At 63.7% G+C, this 26,013-nt stretch carries 21 protein-coding genes; 15 read left to right on the plus strand and 6 right to left on the minus strand.

The window, feature by feature from the left end:
• Window positions 1–97 precede the first annotated feature (97 nt).
• Window positions 98–775, plus strand: a complete 678-nt coding sequence (rpiA, locus tag CLU94_RS20045) for a ribose-5-phosphate isomerase RpiA (RefSeq protein ID WP_077407708.1) — start codon at window positions 98–100, stop codon at window positions 773–775.
• Window positions 776–807: 32 nt separating this feature from the next.
• Here the strand turns inward: rpiA and CLU94_RS20050 are convergent, their stop codons facing one another.
• Both CLU94_RS20050 and CLU94_RS20055 read right to left on the minus strand, forming a co-directional pair.
• Window positions 808–1,377 (minus strand): DUF6622 family protein, encoded by a 570-nt coding sequence (locus tag CLU94_RS20050; RefSeq protein ID WP_306558526.1) that lies wholly within the window; start codon window positions 1,375–1,377, stop codon window positions 808–810.
• Between the two features lie 122 nt (window positions 1,378–1,499).
• On the minus strand, window positions 1,500–1,772 hold the full coding sequence (locus CLU94_RS20055; RefSeq protein WP_034750797.1) for an oxidative damage protection protein: 273 nt from the start codon (window positions 1,770–1,772) through the stop codon (window positions 1,500–1,502).
• A gap of 219 nt (window positions 1,773–1,991) precedes the next feature.
• On the opposite strand from CLU94_RS20055, the gene kdsA reads away from it, so the two are divergent.
• Window positions 1,992–2,837 carry a 3-deoxy-8-phosphooctulonate synthase gene (gene kdsA, locus CLU94_RS20060; protein WP_034750794.1) on the plus strand — a complete coding sequence of 282 codons (846 nt, stop codon included), beginning with the start codon at window positions 1,992–1,994 and terminating at the stop codon, window positions 2,835–2,837.
• A gap of 61 nt (window positions 2,838–2,898) precedes the next feature.
• On the opposite strand, the gene argA is transcribed toward kdsA, so the two are convergent.
• Window positions 2,899–4,209 (minus strand): amino-acid N-acetyltransferase, encoded by a 1,311-nt coding sequence (gene argA, locus CLU94_RS20065; protein ID WP_046685875.1) that lies wholly within the window; start codon window positions 4,207–4,209, stop codon window positions 2,899–2,901.
• 56 nt (window positions 4,210–4,265) lie between these two features.
• Between argA and hrpA the strand changes: the two genes are divergently transcribed.
• Entirely contained in the window at window positions 4,266–8,480 is a 4,215-nt protein-coding gene (gene hrpA, locus CLU94_RS20070) for an ATP-dependent RNA helicase HrpA (protein WP_099666914.1), read from the plus strand.
• A 243-nt stretch (window positions 8,481–8,723) separates the two neighbouring features.
• Here hrpA and CLU94_RS20075 read toward each other — a convergent pair whose 3' ends face one another.
• Window positions 8,724–9,314: a PRC-barrel domain-containing protein gene (locus CLU94_RS20075; RefSeq protein WP_099666915.1), complete on the minus strand. Its 591-nt coding sequence runs from the start codon at window positions 9,312–9,314 to the stop codon at window positions 8,724–8,726.
• A 239-nt stretch (window positions 9,315–9,553) separates the two neighbouring features.
• On the opposite strand from CLU94_RS20075, the gene CLU94_RS20080 reads away from it, so the two are divergent.
• The 3 genes from CLU94_RS20080 to CLU94_RS20090 all read left to right on the plus strand — a co-directional run bounded on the left by CLU94_RS20080 (window position 9,554) and on the right by CLU94_RS20090 (window position 14,393).
• A complete protein-coding gene (locus CLU94_RS20080; RefSeq protein WP_099666916.1) occupies window positions 9,554–10,750 on the plus strand; it encodes an extracellular catalytic domain type 1 short-chain-length polyhydroxyalkanoate depolymerase in 1,197 nt (398 codons plus the stop codon).
• A 305-nt stretch (window positions 10,751–11,055) separates the two neighbouring features.
• Entirely contained in the window at window positions 11,056–12,270 is a 1,215-nt protein-coding gene (locus CLU94_RS20085; protein WP_099666917.1) for an MFS transporter, read from the plus strand.
• 83 nt (window positions 12,271–12,353) lie between these two features.
• The gene (locus tag CLU94_RS20090; RefSeq protein ID WP_099666918.1) at window positions 12,354–14,393 is read left to right on the plus strand and encodes a GNAT family N-acetyltransferase; all 2,040 of its coding nucleotides are present in this window, start codon (window positions 12,354–12,356) and stop codon (window positions 14,391–14,393) included.
• Window positions 14,394–14,459: 66 nt separating this feature from the next.
• On the opposite strand, the gene CLU94_RS20095 is transcribed toward CLU94_RS20090, so the two are convergent.
• On the minus strand, window positions 14,460–15,725 hold the full coding sequence (locus CLU94_RS20095) for a putative Na+/H+ antiporter (RefSeq protein WP_099666919.1): 1,266 nt from the start codon (window positions 15,723–15,725) through the stop codon (window positions 14,460–14,462).
• Window positions 15,726–15,930: 205 nt separating this feature from the next.
• Between CLU94_RS20095 and imuA the strand changes: the two genes are divergently transcribed.
• The 4 genes from imuA to CLU94_RS20115 all read left to right on the plus strand — a co-directional run bounded on the left by imuA (window position 15,931) and on the right by CLU94_RS20115 (window position 19,685).
• The gene (gene imuA, locus CLU94_RS20100) at window positions 15,931–16,641 is read left to right on the plus strand and encodes a translesion DNA synthesis-associated protein ImuA (RefSeq protein ID WP_099666920.1); all 711 of its coding nucleotides are present in this window, start codon (window positions 15,931–15,933) and stop codon (window positions 16,639–16,641) included.
• The gene (locus tag CLU94_RS20105) at window positions 16,571–18,058 is read left to right on the plus strand and encodes a Y-family DNA polymerase (protein ID WP_099666921.1); all 1,488 of its coding nucleotides are present in this window, start codon (window positions 16,571–16,573) and stop codon (window positions 18,056–18,058) included. Before imuA ends, CLU94_RS20105 begins: the two co-directional genes overlap by 71 nt.
• A 79-nt stretch (window positions 18,059–18,137) precedes the next feature.
• Entirely contained in the window at window positions 18,138–18,842 is a 705-nt protein-coding gene (locus tag CLU94_RS20110; RefSeq protein ID WP_099666922.1) for a glutathione S-transferase N-terminal domain-containing protein, read from the plus strand.
• Between the two features lie 84 nt (window positions 18,843–18,926).
• Complete coding sequence (locus tag CLU94_RS20115) at window positions 18,927–19,685, plus strand: alpha/beta hydrolase family protein (RefSeq protein ID WP_099666923.1); 759 nt, start codon at window positions 18,927–18,929, stop codon at window positions 19,683–19,685.
• A 198-nt stretch (window positions 19,686–19,883) separates the two neighbouring features.
• Here the strand turns inward: CLU94_RS20115 and CLU94_RS20120 are convergent, their stop codons facing one another.
• Window positions 19,884–20,234 carry a hypothetical protein gene (locus CLU94_RS20120; RefSeq protein ID WP_099668403.1) on the minus strand — a complete coding sequence of 117 codons (351 nt, stop codon included), beginning with the start codon at window positions 20,232–20,234 and terminating at the stop codon, window positions 19,884–19,886.
• Window positions 20,235–20,455: 221 nt separating this feature from the next.
• Here CLU94_RS20120 and CLU94_RS20125 point away from each other — a divergent pair, with 221 nt between their 5' ends.
• The 5 genes from CLU94_RS20125 (at window position 20,456) to coaD (ending at window position 26,002) form a co-directional block, all read left to right on the plus strand.
• A complete protein-coding gene (locus tag CLU94_RS20125) occupies window positions 20,456–20,917 on the plus strand; it encodes an Hsp20 family protein (protein WP_099666924.1) in 462 nt (153 codons plus the stop codon).
• Window positions 20,918–21,200: 283 nt separating this feature from the next.
• Window positions 21,201–22,715, plus strand: a complete 1,515-nt coding sequence (locus tag CLU94_RS20130) for a Do family serine endopeptidase (protein WP_099668404.1) — start codon at window positions 21,201–21,203, stop codon at window positions 22,713–22,715.
• Window positions 22,716–22,766: 51 nt separating this feature from the next.
• A complete protein-coding gene (locus tag CLU94_RS20135; protein WP_034783312.1) occupies window positions 22,767–23,426 on the plus strand; it encodes a response regulator in 660 nt (219 codons plus the stop codon).
• Window positions 23,427–23,428: 2 nt separating this feature from the next.
• The gene (locus tag CLU94_RS20140) at window positions 23,429–24,760 is read left to right on the plus strand and encodes an ATP-binding protein (protein WP_070291769.1); all 1,332 of its coding nucleotides are present in this window, start codon (window positions 23,429–23,431) and stop codon (window positions 24,758–24,760) included.
• Between the two features lie 96 nt (window positions 24,761–24,856).
• Window positions 24,857–26,002, plus strand: coding sequence for a pantetheine-phosphate adenylyltransferase (coaD, locus tag CLU94_RS20145; protein ID WP_099666925.1), 1,146 nt, complete (start codon window positions 24,857–24,859; stop codon window positions 26,000–26,002).
• Window positions 26,003–26,013 lie beyond the last annotated feature (11 nt).

Raw genomic sequence — 26,013 nt, forward strand, 5'->3', positions numbered from 1 at the left:
GCCTGTTGTATCGCGGCGCCTTGTCGGTCATGATGGCCGGCTGGCCGGGCTGGCAATCCGTTAAAATAGCGCCATTCCTCACTTTAGCCTGAATGTCATGACCCAAGACGAATTGAAGCAAGCCGTAGCCCGCGCCGCCATCGACTACGTAGTAAAAGGTGAAATCATCGGCGTCGGCACCGGTTCCACCGCCAATTTCTTCATCGATGAACTGGCCAAGATCAAGGACAGCATCAAGGGCACGGTCGCGTCGTCCGAAGCGACGGCCGCACGCCTGGCCGGCCATGGCATTCCCGTCTTCGATCTGAACGATGTCGAGTCGATCGCCGTCTACATCGACGGCGCCGATGAAATCACGGCCAGCGGCGCCATGATCAAGGGCGGCGGCGCGGCATTGACGCGTGAAAAGATCGTTGCTTCCGTATCCAAACAGTTCGTCTGCATCGCCGACGGCTCCAAGCTGGTGGAAACCCTGGGCGCCTTCCCGCTGCCGGTGGAAGTGGTGCCGATGGCGCGCGCCGCCGTGTCGCGCCAGCTGGCCGCGCTGGGCGGCACGCCCCGCCTGCGCCTGAAGGCAGGGACTACCGAAGCGTTCATTACGGATAACGGCGGCGAGATCATCGACGTGCTGGGCTTGAAAATTGCCGACCCGGTGGCGCTGGAACAGCAGATCAACCAGATCGTCGGCGTCATCGCCGTCGGCCTGTTCGCCGTGCGCGGCGCCAACGTTTGCCTGCTGGGCATGCCGGAAGGCGTGCGTACCCTGGCGTACTAAGATGATAGCCGGCGTTCGCCGGCATAGATGTGTTAAACGGCGGCCCCTTGCGGGCCGCTTGTCATGTGTGCCTGGCGGTACACGGCCACGGTGCGCAGCAAGCCGCCGAGGAAGATGCCGCTGAAGCAGCCATAGGCGAGGCAGACAGGTACGATGAAGCTGGCCGCATGGGCATAGGCGGGGGCGACGGCCAGGGTCACGGCGACCGCATATTTCATGCAGAAAATGCTCATCATCAAGATCATGGGTACCCAGCTGCCGGGGCGCTGCACGCTGCCCCGTTCGGGAATGGCCACGATGGTGTCTGTCTTGGTCAGCGACCATGCCAGCGCCGCGCCGGCCAGGGCGCCGGCGCTCCAGACGAACGGCGCCACGCCGGCCAAGCCGAAACTGCCATGCACGCCGCTCAGCGACAGGGCCAGCATGACCAGGGGAATGATGCACAGCTTGCGCAAGGTCACTTCGCGGGCTCGGCTGGCCAGCACGCCGCGGTAGACGAGAAAGCCCAGGATGGCCCAGACGTAGAGGGGAGTGTGGCTGAAGATTTGCTGCAACATGGTGTCCGCCTTGGTGTGAAGTTGTCGATGGACGTACTGTGCCAGCCGGCGGCGTGGGCGGCGAGCGGCTTGCGACGAAACGGGGAGGCGGTGCCGTGAAACGGCGGGGAAAGGCGTGAAACGAAGGCGTAACTGCCCGTGACGTGGTCACGGGCAAGCGATACAGCTTATTCCGTAGGCGGCACGTAACCCATGGCCGCATCGGCGCCATCGCCGAAGAAATGCTTTTCCATCTGCGTGGCCAGGTATTTGCGGGCGCGCGCGTCGGCCAGGTTCAGGCGGTTTTCATTGACCAGCATGGTCTGGTGCTTGAGCCAGGCAGCCCACGCTTCCTTCGACACGGATTCGTAAATCTTCTTGCCCAGTTCGCCCGGGTACGGCGGGAAATCCAGTCCTTCGGCTTCCTTGTTGAGTTTGATGCAGTGGATCGTGCGGGCCATCTGTGCTCCTGAATCAGTGTAGAGATAAAGCGTGATTATAAGGCACTTTGCGCCTGCCCTCGCGGGGCCGTCGCGGCCCGGCGACACGCCGTTTGCCGCGCCCTTGCGCTGGATCAAATTTGATCTGCGCCGCCCTAGCTAGTAAGATGCCTTATCGCGCCAGCCGCTGGCGGCGCCTCTTCCAACCAAGTAGTAATAATTAACCAATATGGAATCCCTATGACCTCAGTGAAAGTCCATGGCATCGATGTCAGCAATACAGGCAGCTTTGCGCTGTTTGGCGGCATCAACGTGCTCGAATCGCGCGATCTCGCCATGCGCGCTTGCGAAGAATACGTGCGCGTCACGCAAAAACTGGGCATTCCATATGTGTTCAAGGCCAGTTTCGACAAGGCCAACCGTTCATCGATCCATTCCTACCGCGGTCCGGGCCTGGAAGAAGGCATGCGCATCTTCCAGGATGTGAAGGCGGCGTTCGGCGTGCCCGTCATTACCGACGTGCATGAACCATGGCAGGCGCAGCAGGTGGCCGAAGTGGTGGACGTGCTGCAATTGCCCGCCTTCCTCGCGCGCCAGACGGACCTTGTCGTGGCCCTGGCGAAAACCGGTAAAGTCATCAACATCAAGAAGCCGCAATTCCTCAGCCCTGGCCAGATGGCCAATATCGTCGAGAAATTCAAGGAAGCGGGCAACGATCAATTGATCCTGTGCGACCGCGGCACCTGCCTCGGCTACGACAACCTGGTGGTCGACATGCTGGGCTTTGGCGTCATGAAGAAGACGTGCGACGACTTGCCGATCATCTTCGACGTCACGCATGCGCTGCAGCAACGCGACCCCGGTGGCGCCGCTTCGGGCGGCCGCCGCCAGCAAGTGGCGGACCTGGCCCGCGCCGGCCTGGCCGTCGGCATTGCCGGCCTGTTCCTGGAAGCCCACCCTGATCCCGACAACGCCCGCTGCGACGGCCCCAGCGCCTTGCCGCTGGACCAGCTGGAACCGTTCCTGGCGCAATTGAAGGCGCTCGACGACCTGGTCAAGTCGTTTGCCCCGCTGAACATCAAGTAATGGTGTTTCAATAAAGGTGTTTCAGTAAAGAAAAAGCCCGGCATGCCGGGCTTTTTCAGTTTTACAGTGTCTTGATGAGAACCTGGGATTTACGTTGCCAGTTATACATATGCTGGCGGTCCTTCGGCAAATCGTCGACCGTAGCCGGTACGAAGCCCCGTTTCTTGAACCAGTGCGAAGTGCGCGTGGTCAGCACGAACAGCTTGTTCAGGCCGGCGGCGCGCGCGCGGTTTTCCATATGTTTCAGGATGCGTTCGCCGTCGCCCTGGGCTTGCACTTCCGGGTTGACCGTCAAACATGCCATTTCTGCCATCTTTTGCGCGGGGAACGGGTACAGGGCGGCGCAGCCGAAGATCACGCCGTCATGCTCGATGACGGAGAAATAATCGATTTCGCGCTCGATCAGCTCGCGGCCCCGCTTGACCAAAGTGCCGTCCGCTTCCAGCGGTTCGATCAGTTTGATGATGCCGCCCACGTCTTCGATGGTGGCCTGGCGCAAGCTTTCCAGGTTTTCATGGCTGATCATGGTGCCCACGCCATCATGGGTAAACAATTCCAGCAGGGCGGAACCATCCATCGAGAACGGCACGATGTGTGAGCGCTCGACGCCGTTGTGGCATGCTTTGACGCAATGTTTCAGGTAAAACGCCGTGGCGTCGGGCAGGAAGCCCGCCATCAGCACGGCTTCGGCCTGGTGCGACGACAGTTCGCGGATTTCCACGCCCGTCGCATCTTCCATCATCGGTGTTTCCGTGATGAAAATCAGCTTGTCTGCGTGCAGGGCGATGGCGGCGCTGCAGGCCACGTCTTCCATGGTCAGGTTGAACGCTTCGCCGGTCGGCGAGAATCCCAGCGGCGAGAGCAGCACCAGGCCGTCCGAACCGAGGATGGAATGGATGGTTTCGGCATCGACCTTGCGCGTGATGCCCGTCAGTTCCAGGTCCACGCCATCGATCACGCCCAGCGGGCGCGCCGTGATGAAGTTGCCGGAAATGATACGGATGGCCGCATGCGACATGGGCGTGTTCGGCAAGCCCTGGCTGAACGCGGCCTCGATATCGAGGCGCAGCTCGCCGGCGGCTTCCTTCGCGCATTCCAGCGCGGCGATGTCCGTGATGCGCACGCCGTTGTGGAAGCGGCCTTCGACGTTACGCAAGGCCAGTTGTTCCGCCACCTGCGGCCGCGAGCCGTAGACGACGGTGACATTGATGTCCAGCGCATGCAGCAGGGACAAATCATGGGCCAGCACCTGCAGCGCCCCGGCGCTGACGAGTTCACCGGGGAAGGCGACCACGAAGGTCTTGCCGCGAAAGGCGTGGATGTAGGGCGCGACTGAGCGCAGCCATTGGACGAATTGGGTAGGGTTTTCCATTAAGCGCATTATAATTCGCTGCGCGATGTGCGCGCTTAAAATACCTGTAAAAAACAATGTCTTCAGCCAGCAATAAGTCTTCCCCTCCTTCCACCGTTGCAAATGTGCCCGCCAGCGGGGATGTTTCCGCGCCTGCCGCCACGCCTGCGCAGGGCCGCCAGCGCCCGCCCGTGAGCCAGCAAAGGCAGCAAGCGCCGCGCGCGGAACAGCAGAAACAGCAACAGCAGCAGCGATCGGGAGAGGGCAAGCCCCAGGCCGCGCGCCCGCCGCGCGAGGGGCAGAAAAGCCGCGAAGCCCGCGATGCGGCCCGCGCCGCGCGCGAAGCGGAAAAGGCTTTCCGCAACCCGCTGCCGCCGATCACGTATCCGGAAGACTTGCCCGTCTCGGGCCGGCGCGAAGAAATCGCCAAGGCCTTGATGGAAAACCAGGTGATCATCGTCTCGGGCGAGACGGGTTCCGGCAAGACGACCCAATTGCCGAAGATTTGCCTGGAACTGGGACGCGGACAGAAGGGCTTGATCGGCCACACGCAGCCGCGCCGCATCGCCGCCTCGTCGACGGCCAAGCGCATCGCGCAGGAACTGGGCACGCCGCTGGGCGAAACCGTGGGTTTCAAGGTGCGCTTTGCCGACACCTTGACGAAGGGCGCGTCCGTCAAGCTGATGACGGACGGTATCTTGCTGGCCGAGACACAGACCGACCCGTTGTTGAAAAATTACGACACCATCATCATCGATGAAGCGCACGAACGCAGCCTGAACATCGACTTCCTGCTTGGGTATCTGAAGCAGCTGCTGCCGCGCCGGCCCGACCTGAAAATCATCATCACCTCGGCCACCATCGATGCGGAACGCTTCGCGCGCCATTTCGGCACGCCGGAAAAACCGGCGCCCGTGATCGAAGTGTCGGGCCGTCTGTACCAGGTGGAAGTGCGCTACCGTCCCGTCGAACGGGAACAGGTGGCCATGCCGGGTGTCGCCAACCCTGACAAACCTGGCCAGAGGACGGCTGCCGCGCGCGAAAAGCGCGACTTGATGGATGCCGTCGTCGATGGCGTGGAAGAGCTGTGCCGCATCGGTTCGGGCGACGTGCTGGTGTTCTTGCCGGGCGAGCGCGAAATCCGCGACTGCGCCGAAGCGCTGCGCAAGCACCACCCGCCGCATGTGGAAATTTTGCCCCTGTTCGCCCGCCTGTCGGCCGAAGAGCAGGAGCGCGTGTTCAAGACCAGCAATGCGCGCCGCATCGTGCTGGCTACCAACGTGGCGGAAACGTCGCTGACGGTGCCCGGCATCCGCTACGTGGTCGACGCGGGCCTGGCGCGGGTGAAGCGCTACAGCTACCGCAACAAGGTCGAGCAGCTGCAGGTCGAGCCGATCGCCCAGTCGGCCGCCAACCAGCGCGCCGGGCGTTGCGGCCGCGTGGCCGACGGCGTCTGCATCCGCCTGTACGAAGAGCAGGATTATTTGCTGCGCCCGAAATTCACGGAGCCGGAAATCCTGCGTTCCTCGCTGGCGGCCGTCATCCTGCGCATGAAGTCATTGCACCTGACGGACGTGGAAACCTTCCCCTTCATCGAGCCGCCGCTGGCGCGCGCGGTGGCCGACGGCTATCAGCTGCTGCAGGAGCTGGGCGCCGTCGATGAAGTCAATAAACTCACGCCGCTGGGCAACAAGCTGGCCAAGCTGCCGCTGGACCCGCGCGTGGGCCGCATGATCCTGGCCGCGCTCGACAACGCCTGCCTGACGGAAGTACTGATCGTCGCCTCGGCCCTGTCCGTGCAAGACCCGCGCGACCGCCCGATGGAGCACCAGCAGGCGGCCGACGAGGCGCACAAGAAGTTTGCCGATGAAAAGTCGGAATTCCTCAGCTACCTGAAAATCTGGCGCTGGTTCGAATCGGCCATCGAACACAAGAAAACCAACCGCCAGCTGCAAGACAATTGCCGCACGAATTTCCTGTCGCAGATGCGCTTGCGCGAATGGCGCGACGTGCACTCGCAGTTGTTGACCATCGTCAAGGAACAGGGCTGGCGCCTGAACGAAGCGCCCGCTACCTATGATAATCTGCACATGGCCTTGCTGACTGGCTTGCTGGGCAATATCGGCTTCAAGGGCGAGGACGAGCCGGGCGCGGGCTACCTGGGCGCGCGCGGCATCAAGTTCCATATCTGGCCCGGTTCCTCGCTGCTGAAAAAACCGGGCAAGTGGATCATGGCGGCCGAGCTGGTCGACACGACGCGTTTGTACGCGCGCTGCGTGGCGCAGATCCAGCCCGAATGGCTGGAAAAGGTGGGTGAGCACCTGCTGAAGAAATCGTGGGGCGAGCCGCGCTGGGAAAAACGCTCGGCGCAGGTGACGGCGTCCGAACGGGCTACTCTTTATGGCCTGGTGGTGTACAGCCAGCGGCGCATCAATTATGGCAATTTCAACTTGCCGGAAGCGCGCGAAATCTTCATCCGCGACGCCCTCGTGGGCGGCGACTTCGACACGCGCGCGCCATTCTTTGCGCACAACCACAAGCTGATCAAGGACATCGAAAACCTCGAGCACAAATCGCGCCGCCTGGACGTGCTGGTCGACGATGAATTGATCGCCGCCTTCTACGACAAGCTGCTGCCGGCGGACGTGTGCAATGGCGCCGGTTTCGAGAAATGGCATAAAGAGGCCGTACGCGAGAATCCGAAGCTGCTGTACCTGAACCGCGAAGAGCTGATGCGCCACGAGGCGGCCGGCGTGACCACCGACCTGTTCCCGAAAACCATGTCCGTGACGGGCCTGGAAATGGGCCTCACGTACCACTTCGAGCCGGGCAGCGTGCGCGATGGCGTGACGTTGTCGGTACCCCTGTATGCACTGAACCAGTTGCCGCGCGAACGCTGCGAATGGCTGGTGCCGGGCATGCTGAAGGAAAAAGTGCATCTGCTGCTCAAATCGCTGCCGCAAAAGCTGCGCCGCCACTGCGTGCCGCTGCCCGATTACGCGGCGAAATTCTGCGAGCGCGTGCACGAGGCTGGCGTGTTCGGCCGCGGCGACCTGGTCGACGCCATCATCCTCGACATCCGCACGCAGATCACGATCAATGTGCTGACGACGGATTTCAAGCCGGAAACCTTGCCTGCCCATCACTTCATGAATTTCAAGGTGATCGACGAGCATGGCCGCCAGCTGGACATGGGCCGCAACCTGGCCACCCTGCAAGCGGAATTCGGCGGCCAGGCGCGCCAGAGTTTCCAGAAACTGGCCGAAGTGTCGGGCGTGTCCGGCACGGGCACGCCCGGTGCCAAGGTGGCGGGCGCGCAAGTGGCGTCGCGGCTGCAGGCGCAAGCGCAGGGTGCCAACGCGGCGCCAGGCAAGGGCGGCGCGCCGGCCAAGGGCGCAGCCGCTGCTGCGGCACCGGCGTCGGGCAATGCCACCGTCTCGCAGCACATGGGCTTGACGGGCTGGACCTTTGGAGAATTGCCGGAGTTGCTCGAAATCGTGCAAGGCAAGCTGACCCTGATCGGCTTCCCCGCGCTGGTCGACAAGGGCACGCATTGCGACCTGGAAGTGTTCGACGACCCGACCGTAGCCGCCCGCACGCACAAGGTGGGGTTGCGCCGCCTGTTCGCGCTGCAAATGAAGGAGCAGATCAAGTACGTCGAGAAAAGCATCCCCGGTTTGCAGCAGATGGGCATGCAATTCATGGCCCTCGGTTCGCAGGAAGAGTTGCGCGAGCAAATCATCAACAAGGCGCTCGATATTGCTTGCTTGCAAGATCCGCTGCCGCTGGACGCCGCCTCGTTCGCCAAGCGCCAGGCGGAGGGCAAGTCGCGCCTGGTCTTGCTGGTCAATGAAATCGCCCGTTTGCTGTCGCAAGTGCTGACGGAATTCCACGGCTTGCCCAAGCGCCTGCAGAATATTCCTGCAGCGGCGGCCACCGATATCCAGTCGCAGCTGCAGGGACTCGTGCATAAGCGTTTCCTGACGGAAAACGAGTACACGCAGCTGGCGCACTTCCCCCGTTACTTAAAAGCGATCAATGTGCGCCTGGAAAAGCTGCGCGCCGACCCAGCGCGCGACACCAAGTTGATGGCCGAGTGGCAATCGGCGGCCGCTCCGTATTTGCGCCAGGCCAAGGACCGCCAGGCTGGCAAGAACACGGACCCGAAACTGGTCGACTTCCGCTGGATGCTGGAAGAGCTGCGCGTGTCGCTGTTCGCGCAGGAATTGCGCACGCCGATGCCTGTTTCGGCCAAGCGCCTGCAGAAGGTATGGGAGTCGATGCAGCGGTGATAGTACCTCTATAAACCTACTGCGCAACTCACTATTGCGTCGGCGTTGCTCACCGTACTAGAGTACGGTTGCGCTACTCAACGCAATATTGAGCTTGCTCGCTACGGTTTCTAGAGGCACCGTGACACTAACGATGGGCGGCTATAGTCGCTTGTTCGCTAAATTCTGAAGCGTTTTCTGCCGGATTAGCAGAGCCGCCGAGGCGAAGCGCCGCGTACTCTGCGCTACTTAAGACCTTTCTCGTCAACTACGCTTATCCATCTTGTCATCGCCGAGCGCCGAACGCGAGCCCAGGTCGCCCTGGCTGCTGCCCGTGCCGGCGCGGCTGCCGCTCATGGAGGTGCCGGACATGCTGCCTTCGCTGCCCGATTGCAGGCTGGCGCTGCCGCGCAGGTCGCTGCCGGATGGCATGCGGCTGCCTGCCATGGCGCCGCTGCCGTAGCGCGTGCCGCTGCCATAGAAGGCTTCCATCTGCTGGTTCCATGCTTCGCTGCCCATGTCGGGCCAGTTGTTCTTGTCGAAGCCGGGGGCGTCTTTCAGCAGGTCTTTGTCCACGTTGAGCAGGAAGCGCTTGTTGACGGTGTCCAGGGTCAGGCGTTCCCAGGGCACGGCAAACAGCTTGTCGCCCATGCCCAGGATGCCGCCGAAGGACAGCACGGCATAGGCGATCTGGCCCGTGCGCATGTCGAGCATGATTTCCTTGATGTCGCCCAGTTCCTCGTCGTTGTGATTGTAGACATCGTCGCCGAGCAGGGTATCTGCCCCCATCAGTGCCGGCCCCGGGCCGTCGTGGTTGCGGTACATGCCCAGGATGTCGCGGTCCAGATAGCTCATGGTGTTCTCTCCTCTGGTGAAGTGCGGATCGAACATCCAGATTAAGCATGCGCACGAGGTCGCGCTTGATCTGCCTCAATCGTGCCAGCGGCACTTTTATCCGTGTGCAAACGTACGGTGTTGTCAGACAATTGCGGTACTCTATGCATTCTACGGAGGAGGCCGCACATGCTGACGATGCAACGATGCAGTGGGATGAACTTGCGGTACGCTCCACCACGCCATGCGCGCCGCTTGCCATGGTAAAGCCCGCCACCAAATGGCTGCGCGGGCTGCTGCGCGCCGGTAAGGCGCAGCAGCGCACGGCCAGCAAGCTGGCCAAGGTGCTGTTCGGCCCCGTGCCGGCCAAGCCCAAGGCCAAAGCCCGCAGCAAGGTCGTGGCCAAGACCACGCAGGCGAGCCACAAGCCGCGCGCCAGGCCCGCCAGCGACGCGCTGCCCGCCCTGGCGCCCTTCGGCACGCCCCTGTCGCCATCGCGCGTGCGCAAGCGAACGGCGCCCCCGCCGGGCAAGTGGCTGGCCGCCCACTATGCGCCGTTGCCGGAACTGGGGCAGTTGCCGGGCCGGCGCCTGCCATATTTCCTGTACCTGCCCGAGAAGGCGCCGAGCGCCGCCATGCGCAGCCGGGGCCGGCCGCTGCTGGTGATGCTGCACGGCTGCGAGCAGAGCGCCACGCAGTTTGCCGAAGGCACGCGCATGAACCGCCTGGCCGAGCGCAAGGGCTATGCCGTGCTGTATCCGCAGCAATCGCTGCGCTCGCATGCGCGCCGCTGCTGGAAGTGGTACGACAAGCTGACGCAGGACGGCGGCGGCGACGTGCGCCTGATCGTCGGCGCCATCGAGCAGGTGGCGGCCCGCTATGCGATCGACCGCGCGCGCATCTATATCTGCGGCATTTCCGCCGGCGCCGGCATGGCGCATATCGTGGCCCTGAACCATCCGCAGCTGTTCGCCGCGCTGGGCCTGCATTCCGGGCCCGTGTTTGGCGCCGGGCATAACCTGATCGGCGCGCTGGGCGTGATGCAGCATGGCGCGGCCGCCCGCGCCGACGCGGCCATCGATGAAGTGCTGGCGCGCCAGCCCGGGTTTCCCCGCCTGCCCACCATCCTGCTGCAAGGGTTGGCCGACAAGGTGGTGCGGCCCATCAACCAGACGCAACTGGTGCGCCAGAGCGTGCGCGTCAACCGCTTGCCGGTCGATACCGTGGTGACGGCGCAGCGCCTGCCTGGCGGCGCGGCGGGCGGGCGCAATCCGGCCCATGCGTATGCGCTGCACGATTACCAGGTGGACAAGCAGGTGCTGCTGCGCGTGGCGCAGGTCGAGCACCTCGAGCACGCCTGGAGCGGCGGCGACGCCAGCCTGCCGTTCAACGACAAGGCCAAGCCCGACGCCAGCAAGATGCTGCTCGATTTCTTCGCCAGCCACCGCCGCCGATAAGCCGCCGTGCCGCGCGCCGCAACGGTGCGCAGGCACTGGTACGCATCGCTTTCCTTTCTCCCGCAAGACCGCTGCCGCGCGCCGGCACGCTGGCCGCGCCCTTTTTAGTGCCAATTTCCAATGCTGCAGCAGCACGGTTTTTCATTAAGTGGTATTGCTGCGGTATTTAAAAATCACAAAAACAGGCGCTAAAAATACTAACTGGTATACAATTGGTACACGTTTTCAGTGAAGTCGTGTCCGCCGTCCCATGCCCCGACAGCCGGTACGCACTGACGGCAGCCACCCACGTTACGGAACGCGCCATGTCCATCAAGTCCAAGCAGTTGCTGTGGTTTTTTGCGTTTTTCCTCGTCTTTGAACTGAATATCTATCTGTCCAACGACATGATCATGCCGGCCATGCTGGGCATCGTCGGCGAGTTCCAGGCGGAGGCGAAATTCGTCCCCTTGTCCCTGAGCCTGTATCTGCTGGGCGGCAGTTCCCTGCAGATTTTCCTGGGGCCCCTGGCCGACGCCATCGGCAAGCGCAAGCTCGTGTTGACCGGCAATACCTTGTTCCTGCTGGCCACGTTGGCGGTGCCATTGACCGCTTCGATCGAGCAATTTCTCGTCGCGCGTTTCATCCAGGGCATGGGCTGCTGCTTCATCTTCGTCGGCTATGCCATGATCCATGAACTGTTCGACGACATGGCGGCCGTCAAGCTGAGCAGCATTCTGTCGAGCACCACCATCCTCGCGCCCCTGGCCGGTCCCATCCTCGGCAGCGCCATCATCAGCCGGCTGGACTGGCGCTACGTGTTTTTCCTCTCCGGCCTGCTGGCGCTGCTGTCCTTGCTGGGCCTGTGCAAGACCATGCCGCGCACGCCGGCGCCGGTCGCTCGGCTGGACCTGGCTGCCATCGCGCGCAGCTATGGCGCCATTTTCAGCAATCGGCGCTTCATGTTCGGCATGTTCACGGCCGGACTGGCCACCGTGCCCCTGACGGCCTGGATCGGCTTTTCGCCCCTCTTCGTGCTGCAGGAAATGGGCGCCTCCTACGCCACGTATATCGCCCTGCAATGCGTGATCTTGTCCGGCTTTGTGCTCAGCAGCATCGCCATCCAGCGCCTGCGCCAGGATTTCCCCCTCGTGTCCCTGTTGCGCCTGGGCGGGCTGATCGCGGCCGCCGGCATGCTGGGCGCCGGCGCGGGCCGCCATCACGTCGACGTGTTTGCGGCCTGCATGTTTGTCTATTCCATCGGCTTCGGCCTGTTCAACGGCGCCCTGATCCGCAGCGCGCTCACGGCCAGCAAAGAATCGATGACCTTGACGACGGCCGCCATGAGCTTGCTGTACTGCATTTATCTGTCCGCCTGGCTGCAGCTGTACAACGTGCTGTGCCAGCGCTTCGGCTATGCACTGGAAACGTATGCGCTGCTGAATATCCCCGTCATCGTGGTCATCACGGCCTGCCTGCTGCTGTTTACACGGGGCATGGCGGGACGCCGGGAAAGCGAGGTGCTGCTCGCCCGGCACTGATGGCGCAACGATGCGCATGTTGTCGACCTTGTTTTATCTCCTGCGACGTTTATTGACACTCTCCTGCGGAAAATGGTGCGCCCATGAAAATAGATGACCTGGCCTCGAAACACGATCAAGCAAAGATTTTCAACCTGGAATACGAGTTTCGCATCAACCGGCTGAAACTCGATTACATCACCCTGGCCGATGTCAGGCCGGCCGGCAGCGACCTGGAGCAATTGGCAGCGGAGCACCAGGCGGGCATCGCGGCCCTGCGCAGCTTCGTCGCCCTGAACTTCAATCATTTCAATGCGGCAAGCTGTTCCTCGCTCAGCTGCATCCCCACGCGCGCGCTCGGCGAGGACGAGCGCTACCTGCACCGCATCTGGATGGGCGGGCCCTTGCCGGCCATCGCCTGCGAGGCGATCCAGCAGTGGGGCGCGGCGCTCGACGACGTGCGCTGCAACGGCGGCGCGCCGTATGTCTCCATCCTGTGGGTGTGGGATGCGCAGCAGTTGCGCGATGACGAGCGCTTCAGCCCCACGGGCGGCGCCGGGCGCTACACGATAGGCCGCTACGACATCGGCGGCACGACCCTGCATATCAATTCGCTGCGCGCGCTGGCGCTGGACTTCGCGCCGGCCCGCTTCGATATCCTCGATACCCTGCATACGCAGCGCTATTTCGCCACCTTGTCCGATTATTTCCGCATCCTCATCATGTGCGAATACGGCGGCCTGTATATGGATGTGGATACGATCCCGCACAATCCGGCGACGATTTTCCTGATGAAGCCGGAAGTGCCCGATTATTTCCAGCGCAAGGATGATGACAGCGAAGAGCGCCGGCATGTCAGCTGGATGAATCTGTTTCTCGATGAAACGGGCATGCTGATCGCCAAGAAGAACGATGCGGCGCTGCGCGTGATCCAGCGCAATGTGAACCGCGCGTATGCGGGCATCGACCAGCAGATTCCCCGTTCCTGCCCGCAATTCGAGGCGCGGCTGTTTGGCCAGTTTTATGCCGAATGGAAGAAAAACCTGGGCGTGACCGTGCTCAGCCATGCCGAGTTTTACCAGCGCTATTGCGTGCTGTATGACGGCGCGCGGGAAGCGGTGGCGGGCGGCATCCGCGGCATGCGCTTGCTGGACGATATCATTACCGACATGCACATCCCCTTGAGCGACGAGGAACGGCGCGCGTATGCGCGCTGCGTGGCGCGGCTCGACGAAATCGGCTGGCAACTCGACGATCCTTTGATCCTGCCCAATATCGTCGACGTGTTCGATATCGAGGAAGTGCCGCGCATGGCGTATGCTGCCCAATTGCGGGCGGATATCGAGCATTTCCACTATTACTCGGTGCTGTCGGACGATCCGCAGCTCGACCGCGTGAATGACGTCTTTTGCCGCTACCTGCTGGCCCATCGTTCGCAGCATATTGCCGCCGGCAACTTCTGGCGCCCCACCGTGGGCCGCCACGGCAGCCGCATGCCGGCCGCCGGCGATACCGTCCAGCCAGGTGACGAAGTTCAGGCTCAGGCGGGCCTGCTGTCGCATGCGCCGCTCACGCTGGTGCCGGGCGAACTGCTGGGTGACGAGGCGAAGAACCGCATGGCCAAATTGCTGTTTGCCACCAGTTACCTGGAATACTGTTCTTTCGGCAACAAACTCAACCTGCAGTTCGTTGAATTGCAGCGGCGGCAGAACATCGACCCCTACCTGGCGCACATCCACGGCCTGCATGACGAGGACGGGCGTTTCATCGGCTTCTTTACGGCCGCGACGATGGACGAGTTCCAGGCGTGCGGCGCCGTCTCGTATTACCGCGATGACATGAAGGCGCTCGACGATGCGTATGACGCCTTCGTGCTCGCGCATGCACGCGCCGACGACTGTTTCGTCAGCAGCCTGGCCATCGACGAAAAATACCGGGGGCAGGGTTTATTCAGGCAGATGTTCCACGAAATCCGCGACCTGTCCAGCCGCAAGGGCTGCGCGCGCATCACCCTGACGGTGTGGGAAAAGAGCGAAGCGCTGCAAGTGTATCTGCACAAGGGTTTTCGCAGCGTGGGCACGTTCGACTATGCCTACAGCCTGTTCTATGACCGGCTGCATTTCCTCGTGTATGAAGGAAACTGAGGAAGGTAACTGAGGAGGGAGAACGAGGGAGAGCAGGGGCGGCCGGCAGCCGCCCCGTGTAGTGTCTTACAGGGCCAGGAAGGCCAGGCCCGCCACGGCCGTCGGCAGCAGGGCGCCCGCCAGCAGGCCGACGGCGCCGATCGATTCATCCTTGAAGCCGCGGCGCAGCAGGGCCACGCCGGCCGGATTCGGCGCATTGGCGATGACGGTCAAGCCGCCACCGGCCACGGCGCCCGCCATCAGCATGTATTTCGCTTCGTCCGTCATGCCGACGATCAGCGAACCGAGGTAGGTGAGGGCTGCATTGTCGGTAATCGCCGTCAAGCCCAGGGCGCCGAAGAACAGGGCCAGCGGTTTCAGGCTGGAAACGATGGGCTGCAGCCACCATTGCTGCATGCCGCCCAGCACCACCAGGCCGCCCAGGAAGAAGCCGACCAGCAAGCCTTCCTTGAGGATCAGCGGGCTTTGATAGCGCTCATACGCCTGCACGAAGCCGAGGAAGAACAGGAACAGGCCGATGAACAGCACGGGATGGTGCGCCAGGGTGACGACGCCGGCCAGCACGATCATGTGCACCAGGCTGACGGCCAGCGGCACTTTCGGCGCTTCCACTTCACCGGCCTTCGGCTTGATGTCGGAGGTGTTGCTGTGCAGATATTTGCGCAGCAATATGCTCACGCCCGTGGCGTTGACCAGCACGGCGATGGCGGCCTTCCAGCCGAAGTGGGTGGCCATGTAGGCGCTGTCCCAGTTCCACGTGGTGGCCACCATCAGCACGGGCGGCGCCGCGTACGAGGTGAGGGTGCCGCCGATGGAAACGTTGACGAAGAGCACGCCCAGCGCGCCGTATTTCAGCCATTCAGGGATGCCCGGGCGGAAGATTTGCGGCGCCAGCATCAGCGCGGCCAGGGTCATGGCGGCCGGTTCCGTGATCAGGGAGCCCGTCAGGGGCACGAGCGCCAGGCCCAGCCAGACGAGGGCCAGTTCCGTGCGCAGCGGCATCACGCGCGCCACGCCCTTCAACAGGCGCTGCACGGCGTCGAGCACGGGGCGCGAAGCGGCCACGACCATGACGACAAAGACGAACAGCGGCTCCGTGTAATGGCGCGACTCGGCATACTCGATGGCCGCATCGCCGCCCGAGACAAAGGCCATGATGATGATCAAAATGAAGGCCCAGAAGCCGAACACGACTTCCACTTCGCCCAGCAAGTGCAGCAAGCCCGCATGGCGGGGATGGCGCCGCGATAATGTTTCAAACGACTTGGCGGCGAAGGTGTGGATGAGCGCGAGGCCGAAGACGATGGCGCTGATGAGTTGGATGGTGGTCAAATGCGTTTCCTTATGGACGGAGGAGGCCGCCCGGTGCATTGCCGAGCGGTAAGGAGAGTGCTTATGGTACAGCAATCGATGTGAAAAACGGTGTTTTTCGGACGTCGCGGAACGGCCCCCGGATGGGGATGCGCAGATAGGCCTTGCCAAAAGGGGGACCGGATAGTACTGTATATGCATACAGTATTTGTCTTCATATTCAATTATGCAACTTTCCCAATTGATGGCCTCGCCGGAAGCCTTGCACCCGTCCCTGTGGCGCGCATCGCAGCTGGGGCAGGGCGCCACGCGCTGCCTGGACACGGGCTTTGCCGCCCTGTCCGCGCAGCTGCCCGGCGGCGGCTGGCCCTGCGGCAGCCTCATCGATCTGCTGGTGCAGCAGCCGGGCAGCGGCGAATTGCGGCTGCTGGCGCCCGCGCTGGCGCAGCTGCCGGGCTTGCCCATCGTGCTGCTGCAGCCGCCCCATCCGCCGCAGGCGCTGGCCCTGGCCGCGCAGGGGCTGGCGCCGTCGCAACTGCTGTGGCTCAAGAGCGCCGGCAGCAAGGATGCCCTGTGGGCGGCGGAAAACATCTTGCGCAGCGGCACGTGCGGCGCCTTGCTGTTCTGGCAGCCGCACGTGCGCGCCGACAGCCTGCGCCGCCTGCACCTGGCCGCGCAGTCCGGCAACACCCTGTTCTGCATGCTGCGCCCGCTGCACGGCGCGCAGGATGCGTCGCCGGCGCCGTTGCGCCTGTCCGTGCGCCCGGCCGCCGGCGGCATCGAGATCGGCTTCATCAAGCGCCGGGGACCGCAGCGCGACGCGCCCCTGTTCCTGTCCCTGCAACCTCCTTCATTACTGCTACGCCATGCGACTCTGGATCGGCCTGTACCTGCCCAGGCTCCCGCTCGAAGTGTTTTGCCCGCGCTGGTCGGCTGACCTTCTCGGCGTGGTGCTGGAGCAGGAGCAAGTGATGGCCGTGTCGCCGCTGGCGCGGGCGGCGGGCATCCGGCCGGGCATGCGCCGCGCGGGCGCGCTGATGCTGGCGCCGCAGGCGCGCCTGCACGAGCGCTCTTTGGCACTGGAGGCGCAGGCGCTGCAAGCGGTGGCGCTGGCGCTGCTGCAATATTCGCCGCTGGTGGCGCAGGGCGAGGAAGCGACCCTGCTCGTCGATGCGGGCGCCAGCCTGCGCCTGTTCGGGGGCGTGCGCGCCCTGTGCCGGCAGATTGCGGCCAGCTTGCGCGCGCTGGGCTACACGGCCCAGCTGTCGTGCGCCCCCACGGCGCGCGGCGCCTGGCTGCTGGCGCGCGCCGGGACGCGCCGGGGCCGCGTGCTGGGCATGGAGAGCCTGGTGCGCCGTCTCGACGGCCTGCCGTGCGCCTTGCTGCCGCCCGCGCGCCCCTGGCTGGAATGGCTGGACGGCATCGGCTGCCGCACCCTGGGGCAGTTGCGCCATTTGCCGCGGCCCGGCTTGCAGCGCCGCTGCGGCGGGGCCTTGCTCGACATGCTCGACGATGCGCATGGCCACGGCACGGAACTGTACCTGTGGCTCGAAGCGCCGCCCACGTTTTGCGCCAGCCTGGAATTGTTCGACCGCGTGGAGCACGCGGAAGCGCTGCTGTTCGGCGCGCGCCGCCTGCTGCAGCAAATGACGGGCTGGCTGTGCGCGCGGCAATTCGCCGTCGAACGCATCCAATTGCTGCTGGCGCACGAGCGGGGCAGGGTGGCGCGCCCGCCCACCGTCATCGACCTGGCCCTGGGCGAGGCCGTCTGGCGCGACGAGCATTTATTGCGCTTGCTCAAGGAACGCCTGGCGCAGCTGGTGCTGGAGGCGCCCGTGATCGGCCTCACCCTGGAAGCGCTGCAGGTGCAGCCGATGGCGCCGCCCAGCGACACCCTGTTTCCCGAGCCGGGCGGCACGCCGCAGGAGCGCCAGCGCCTGCTGGAATTGCTGGTGGCGCGCCTGGGCGCCGAGAATGTCTTGCAGGCGGCGCCGCGCGCCGATTACCGGCCCGAGGCGGCCAACCAGTGGCTGCCGCTGCCGGCCAGGCCAGGCGCACAAAACGCGCAGCCGGACTTGCCGCCCGGCTTGTCCGGCATGCCCCGTCCCGGCTGGCTGCTGGCCCAGCCCATCGCCCTCCTGATGCGCGAACACCGGCCGTTTTATGGCTCGCCGTTGAAAATGGTGTCCGTCGCCGAACGCATTGAGGCGGGCTGGTGGGGGCAGTCGCAGGCGCGCGATTATTTCATTGCCGAAGGACTCGATCACGCCCATTACTGGGTCTACCGTGAACGCATCGCCGGCAGCGGAGAAGATGCCGCGCCGCGCTGGTTTTTGCATGGCTTGTTTGGTTGAAGGCGTTGTCCTGCTGAAACTGTCATGCTTGGCTATACTTGCCTGCTTGTGCCACGTCATACACCTCAAAAGGATTTTCATGTCCCAACTCTCCGACTTCCCCATCACCCAAAAATGGCCTGCCCGGCATCCCGAGCGCTTGCAGCTGTACTCGCTGCCGACGCCGAACGGCATCAAGGTCTCCATCCTGCTGGAAGAGCTGGGCCTGGCGTACGAGCCGCACCTGGTCAGCTTCGAGCAAAACGACCAGCTGTCGCCCGCCTTCCTGTCCCTCAATCCGAACAACAAGATTCCCGCCATCCTCGACCCGGACGGCCCCGATGGCAAGCCGCTGGCCCTGTTCGAGTCGGGCGCCATCCTGCTGTACCTGGCTGAAAAGACGGGCAAGTTCATCCCGCAGGACGCGGGCTTGCGCTATGAAACGATCCAATGGCTGATGTTCCAGATGGGCGGTATCGGCCCCATGTTTGGCCAGGTGGGCTTCTTCCACAAATTCGCCGGCAAGGATTACGAGGACAAGCGTCCGCTGGAACGCTATATCGGCGAAGCGAAGCGCCTGCTGGGCGTGCTCGAGCAGCGCCTGCAGGGCCGCGACTGGATCATGGGGAGCCAGTACACGATTGCCGACATCGCCATCTTCCCGTGGGTGCGCTGCCTGGTGGGATTCTATGGCGCGGGCGACTTCGTCGGCTTTGCCAACTTCCTGAACGTGCAGCGCGCGCTGGACGCCTTCCTTGCCAGGCCAGCCGTCGCCAGGGGCGTGGATATTCCCAAGCGTGATTGAAGCTTGCCAGCCGCCAGCGGCGGCGGCCGGGCGGCGCTACAATGCGCCTTCGGCCGCCCTGCGCGGCAGCTTTGATCTGAGACAATGAAATCCACCCGGCAAGATTTTCCCGGCGCGCACGGCCATGTGCTGGCGGCGCGGCTCGATGCGCCCGACGGCGCCATCCGCGCCTATGCGCTGTTCGCCCACTGTTTTACCTGCGGCAAGGACGTGCTGGCCGCGCGGCGCATCGCGCAAGGTCTCACGGAACACGGCATCGCCGTGCTGCGCTTCGATTTTACGGGGCTGGGCGCCAGCGAAGGCGAGTTCGCCGCCACCAATTTTTCGTCGAACGTGGACGACCTGGTCGCCGCCGCTGATTTCCTACGGGCAAAACATGCCGCGCCGCAATTGCTGATCGGCCATAGCCTGGGTGGCGCCGCCGTGCTGGCTGCCGCGTCGCAAGTGCCGGAAGCCACCGCCATCGCCACCCTGGCCGCCCCCAGCACGCCCGCGTACGTGACGCGCATGTTCAGCGAGCACCTGGAGCAAATCGCCGCCGAAGGCGAAGCGCTGGTGCAGCTGGAAGGGCGGCCGTTCCGCATCCGCCAGCAATTCGTCGACGACGCAGGCAGCCACAGCCTGAAGACCCACATCACCGGCCTGCGTCGCGCCCTGCTGGTGATGCACGCGCCGAATGACACGACGGTCAGCCTGTCGAACGCGATGGAGATCTTTACGGCCGCCAAGCACCCGAAAAGCTTCGTTTCGCTCGACGATGCCGACCACCTGTTGACGGGGCGCGACGACGCGGCCTATGTCGCCAACGTCATCGCTGCCTGGAGCGCGCGTTATTTGAACTAAGCTGAACTAAGTTGTCGCCCATGAAAAACGCCGCGGCAGCAGAAGCTGGCGCGGCGCGGATACTATTGGTACTTTACAACACCTGACAAAATCGTAGCGAGCGGCAGTGATTTGTGGCCGAGAAGCGCAGCCGTGCTAAAGCACGGTGAGCATCGCCGGCCGCAAAGCGCGACGCGCAGTAGATTTGGTCAGGTGTTCTCAGTCTTCGTCAAATTCGGCGGATAGATCCTTCCAGCCCTTGCTCACGGCAAAGGCGGAAAATTCCTCGGGCGCTTCCAGTACGATCAGTTTCTTGTCTTGCAAGCCCAGGTCGCCATGGCCGAAGTCGGGGCCTACATAGCCAAGGCTGCGCAGGCGGGCCAGGATGTGGCCGACCAGGGTCTTGTCCTTGCAGGCGCCCGCTTCGAGCGGGGCGGCGAAATCGACGTAGACGTCGATGATGCCGTAGCCTTCGTCGAAGATGCGGATGGCCTTGATGTCGTGGGCACGGCCGGAGCCGTCGGTGGCCTTGAAGGGGCCGCTGAGCTGGATGTCGGTGTCATTGTTCATGCCGCCAGCATACACCAAAAGCCGGCCCTGCATGAGGGGTGTCATGCAACCCATCGCTGGATGGGGCATGTAAAAATTTCTTACAAATTCTTTGCCGTCTGGGGTGTTTTTCACCGATTTCAAGGCCTTGAAAGGGCGTTGGCAGGCCGTATATCGGTAACAGGCGGATGCTCATGGTGAGGTCCGCCCCTCTTATCGCTTTAATGAAAAGGATATTTATCATGCGTACTTTTGACCTTGCTCCCCTGTACCGTTCCGCCATCGGCTTCGACCGCCTGGCGCAATTGCTCAACGAACAGCGCGCCGATGCACAGCCCAGCTACCCGCCCTACAACATCGAACTCGTATCGGAAGACAAGTACCGCATCGTGATGGCTTTGGCCGGCTTCTCGCGCGAAGAGATCGACATCATCACGGAACGCGATTCCCTGCACGTCACTGGCCGCAAGCAGAAAGATGGCGTCGAGCGCACGTTCTTGCACCGCGGCATCGCTGCCCGCGATTTCGAACAGCGTTTCCAGCTGGCCAACCACGTGAAGGTCACGGGCGCCACGTTTGAAAACGGCATGCTGACCATCGACCTGGTGCGCGAAGTGCCGGAAGCGCTGAAGCCGCGCAAGATCGAGATCGGCACCACCACTGGCGCCACCGTCAGCGCGCTGGAACAGCGCCAGGCAGCCTGAGCTGAGCTGAGCTGAGCTGATCCCGGCGCCACGCGCCGGCATCGGCGGGAGGGAACAGCGCTTCCCCATGCAGTAGAATACTGGCCGGTCGATCCGGCCAGTGTCACGTCCGGAGCCCGTTCGGGCCGCATTCAGGGCTTCCATTGGTTGCCCATGCCACGCAAGATTAAACCCCGCTTAAAGGCGCAAATGCCTGTTTCCAAATGGAAAAATGTTAAGCACCGCCTAAGACTCGTGGCCCACTATTGCATACATCAAAATCTCATTGAATGAGGAGCAATTCATGGAACAGCAAACGAATACCGCATCGCTGAAAATCAAACGCACCGTAGCCGCGCTGGCCGCGATCGGTGTGCTGGGCGCCGGTGGCGCCATGGTGATGCATCAGAACAATGCCGGCGCGAATGCCACCGCAGGCACGCCCGCCGCACCCGTGGCCGCGGCAGTCGCGCCTGCAGCAAGCGCGCCGCTGGTGGCCTTGCCCGACTTTAGCCAGATCGCCGCGCGCAACAGCCCGGCCGTCGTCAATATCAGCGTCACGGGCAGCACCAAGGTGGCGTACGACCCATCGGCCCAGGCCGGCAATGACGACTTCGGCAACGACCCCTTCCTCGAATTCTTCCGCCGCTTCCAGGGGCCGCAAGGCGGGCAGCGCGGCGGCCGCGACGTGCCCACGCACGGCCTCGGCTCCGGCTTCATCGTCAGCCCCGACGGCATCATCATGACGAATGCCCACGTGGTGCGCGATGCGCGCGAAGTGACCGTCAAGCTGAACGACCGCCGCGAATTCCGCGCCAAGGTGCTGGGCACGGATCCGAAGACGGACATCGCCGTGCTGAAGATCGACGCCAACAACCTGCCCATCGTGCCGCTCGGCCACTCGAGCGACCTGAAAGTGGGCGAATGGGTGCTGGCCATCGGTTCTCCTTATGGCTTCGACAGTACGGTGACGGCCGGCGTCGTCAGCGCCAAGGGCCGTTCCTTGCCGGACGACAGCAATGTGCCGTTCATCCAGACGGACGTGGCGGTGAACCCCGGCAACTCGGGCGGTCCCCTGTTCAACACGCGCGGCGAAGTGGTCGGCATCAATTCGCAGATCTACAGCCAGACGGGCGGCTTCCAGGGCTTGTCGTTCGCCATCCCCATCGACCTGGCCGGCCGCATCAAGGACCAGATCGTTGCCACGGGCAAGGCCAGCCACGCCAAGCTGGGCGTGACGGTGCAGGAAGTCAACCAGGGCTTTGCCGACTCGTTCAAGCTGGCCACGCCGGAAGGCGCGCTGGTGGCCAACGTGGAGCGGGGCAGCCCGGCCGACAAGGCTGGCCTGAAGTCGGGCGACGTGGTGCGCAAGGTGAATGGCCAGCGCATCATCGGCTCGGCCGACTTGCCGGCGCTGGTGGGTACGTCCTTGCCAGGCGACAAGATCAGCATGGATGTCTGGCGTGACGGCAAGATCGTCAGCCTGACGGCAACCCTGGGCAATGCGGCCGACAAGGTGGCCGAAGTGGCGAAGAGCGACAGCGCCGCCGGCAAGGTAAAGCTGGGCCTGGCCCTGCGTCCGTTACAATCGGATGAAAAACGCGAGGCGGGCATCAGCGCCGGCCTGCTGGTGGAAGACGCGGGCGGCGCCGCCGCGAATGCCGGAGTGCAGCCGGGCGACGTGCTATTGTCGGTGAATGGCCGTCCCGTCAACACGGTCGAGCAGGTGCGCGACGTGGTGGAAAAATCCGCCAAGTCGGTGGCCTTGCTGATACAGCGCGGCCCCGATAAGATCTTCATTCCCGTGCGCCTCGGTTGATCTGGCGCAGGATGCAAGGTCGATAAAACAGTCAAGATGAAGGAGTAGGGCATGCGCTTATTGCTGGTAGAAGACGATACGATGATCGGCGAGGTGGTGCTCGATTTGCTGCGCGCCGAGCATTACGCGGTGGATTGGGTCAAGGATGGCGACATGGCCGATACGGCCCTGCAAACGCAAACCTACGACCTGGTGCTGCTGGACCTGGGCTTGCCCCGCAAGGATGGCCTCGACGTGCTGCGCTCGATGCGCTTGCGCAAGCTCGACACGCCCGTGCTGGTGGCCACGGCGCGCGACGCCATCGAGCAGCGCATCGCGGGCCTCGACGCGGGCGCCGACGATTACGTCTTGAAGCCGTATGACCTCGACGAATTGCTGGCGCGCATACGCGCCCTGCTGCGGCGCGCCTCGGGGCGGCCGGAACCGATCTTCGAACACCAGGGCGTCTCCATCAATCCGCTGACGCGCGAAGTGATCGCCGAGGGCCACCCGGTCAACCTGTCGGCGCGCGAATGGGCCGTGCTGGAAGCCTTGATCGCCCGTCCCGGCATCGTGCTGTCGCGTGCGCAACTGGAAGAAAAGCTGTACAGCTGGAAAGATGAAGTCAACAGCAATGCCGTGGAAGTGTATATCCATGGCTTGCGCAAGAAACTGGGCAGCGACCTGATCCAGAACGTGCGCGGCCTCGGCTACATGGTGCCCAAGGCATGAGGATGAAGGTCACGGTGACGCATTCGCTGCGCGGCCGCCTGCTGTGGTTTTTGCTGGCGGCCATCATCATGGCGGCCCTGGCGCAAGCCTCGATCGCCTACCGCAGCGCCCTGTACGACGCCGACCAGATCTTCGACTACCACATGCAGCAGATGGCCCTGTCGCTGCGCTCCGGCGCGCCGCTGGCCAACCATGCGCAAGCGTTGCCGGCCGACCCCGTCAACAACGACATGGTGGTGCAGGTGTGGACGCCGGACGGCGTGCAGGTGTTCCGCTCGATCACGCGCGCGGAATTGCCGCAGCGCGCCGTGCTGGGCTTTTCCAACGTGAAAGCCAACGGCACGACGTACCGCATCTTTTCCGTGCAAACCAGTTCCCAGACCGTGCAGATCGCCCAGGACATGGCCGTGCGCAAGCGCATGGCCGGCAGCCTGGCCCTGCGCACGGTGGGGCCCATCGCGCTGATGGCGCCTATTTTGATGCTGGTCGTCTGGTGGGTCGTCAGCGGTTCGCTGGCGCCCGTCTCGCGCGTGCGCAAGCAGGTGGCGGCGCGCCAGGCGGACGATCTGTCTCCCGTCTCGGAAGCGGGCTTGCCCGACGAAGTGCGCCCCCTCGTGCATGAACTGAACCTGCTGTTCGGGCGCGTCAAGACGGCGTTCGACGCGCAGCAGCATTTCGTTGCCGACGCCGCGCATGAATTGCGCACGCCGCTGGCGGCCCTGAAACTGCAGGTATTGAGCCTGGAACGGGCCGAATCGGAAGAAAAACGCAGCCTGGCGATTTCCCGCGTGAGCGCCGGCATCGAGCGGGCCACGCGCCTGGTCGAGCAGCTGCTGGTGCTGGCGCGCCAGGAAGCGAGCGCCGCCAGCGGCGACCAGCTGCAGGCGGTGGACTTGAACGATGTCGTCAAGCGCGCGCTGGGTGACATGGCCGGCATCGCGCAGGCGCGCAAGATCGACCTGGGCCTGCATCACATGGATCCGGCCAAGGTGGCGGGGCAGGCCGATGCGCTCAACATCATGCTGCGCAACCTGGTCGACAACGCCATCAAGTACACGCCGCAGGGCGGCACGGTCGACATCGACCTGCGCGCCAGCCCCGTCGGCGTGACGTTATCCGTGGAAGACAGCGGCCCCGGCATCCCGCCCGAAGAGCGCGAGCGCGTCTTCAGCCGCTTCTACCGCGTGCCCGGCACGGACGCCAACGGCAGCGGCCTGGGGCTGGCCATCATCAAGGCCATCGCCGAACGCCATGGCGCGCGCCTGGTGCTGGATAAATCCGAGCGCCTGGGCGGCCTGTGCGTGCGCGTGGAATTCCCGCAAGCCGTGAAATGAGCATTTTGACCATGATCTTTGGCATGTTGCATTGACGCGCGCGCCGTGGCCCTATATTGTCTGCGAAACAAGCAGAACCAGACCACGGAGCGCAGCATGCAGAAGATCGGATTTTCAGGAACCCTCGACCCCATCACCAACGGCCATATGTGGGTGATCGGCGAAGCGCGTTCGCTCGCCGACGAGGTGATCGTGTTCCTGTCGCAAAACCCCGCCAAGAAGCCGCAATTTCCCGCCGAAGACCGCAAGCGCATCATCGAGCAGAGCGCGCGCGAGTGCGGCTGGGACAATGTGCAGGTGGTCATCGTCAAGGGCGACTACACGGCGCGCGCGGCGAAAAAGCATGGCTGCGACTACCTGATCCGCGGCATCCGCACGACGGCCGATTTCGACTATGAAAACCTGATCCAGCAAACGAATGTGGACGTGCTGCAGGGCGCCAAGACGATCTTCGTCATGCCGCCGCGCGACCTCGGCTCCGTCAGCTCCAGCTTCGTCAAGGCGCTGGAAGGCCCCGTGGGCTGGAACTGGACCATGAAGAAATTCGTCCCCGGCCCGGCCTACCAGGCGTGGATACTCGATTGCCTGCGCAAGGAGTGGGAAGCGCTGTGGAACAATGCGACAGCCTCGCAAGCGGATATCGCGCTGGCGGATCACTGGTTTGTCCACCTGACGGGGCCGCAGGCGTATGGCGGCGCGGACCGCCACTATCACAACCTCGACCACCTGGTGCACGGCCTGTCCGAAATCCGCGTGTGGGCCGACAATACCTATGCGCCCAAGCGCGACAGCGCGCTGGTCAAGAAAGCGTTCTGGTTCCACGACGCCGTCTACAGCCACGACGACGACGCCCTGTATTCGAGCGAAGAGGCGAGCGCCCAGCTGTGGCTGGCCAGCGGCCTCGATGCGGGCGACAACCTTGATGTGGCGCAATTGATACGCGTCACCGACCATTTCCAGGGACCGGGCATCAGCCACCCGCTGAAAGACGCCATGCTCAGCGCCGACCTGGCCATCCTGGGCCAGGATGACGAGGTGTACCAAGCCTACACGCAAGCCATCGGCCGCGAATACGCGCACGTGGACCCCGTGCGCTTCAACGAGCAGCGGGGCCTGGCGCTGCAGCATCTGTGCGCCAAGGCGCAGGCGGGCCAGCTGTTCGGCGATGCATATTTTGCCAACCAATACAACGAACGGGCCATTGAAAACATGCAGAAGGAAATCGCGGCGCTGGCCGGCTGATTGCGCGCATG

Source organism: Janthinobacterium sp. 13 (genome assembly GCF_002749695.1).
Taxonomy (GTDB): Bacteria; Pseudomonadota; Gammaproteobacteria; order Burkholderiales; family Burkholderiaceae_D; genus Janthinobacterium; species Janthinobacterium kumbetense.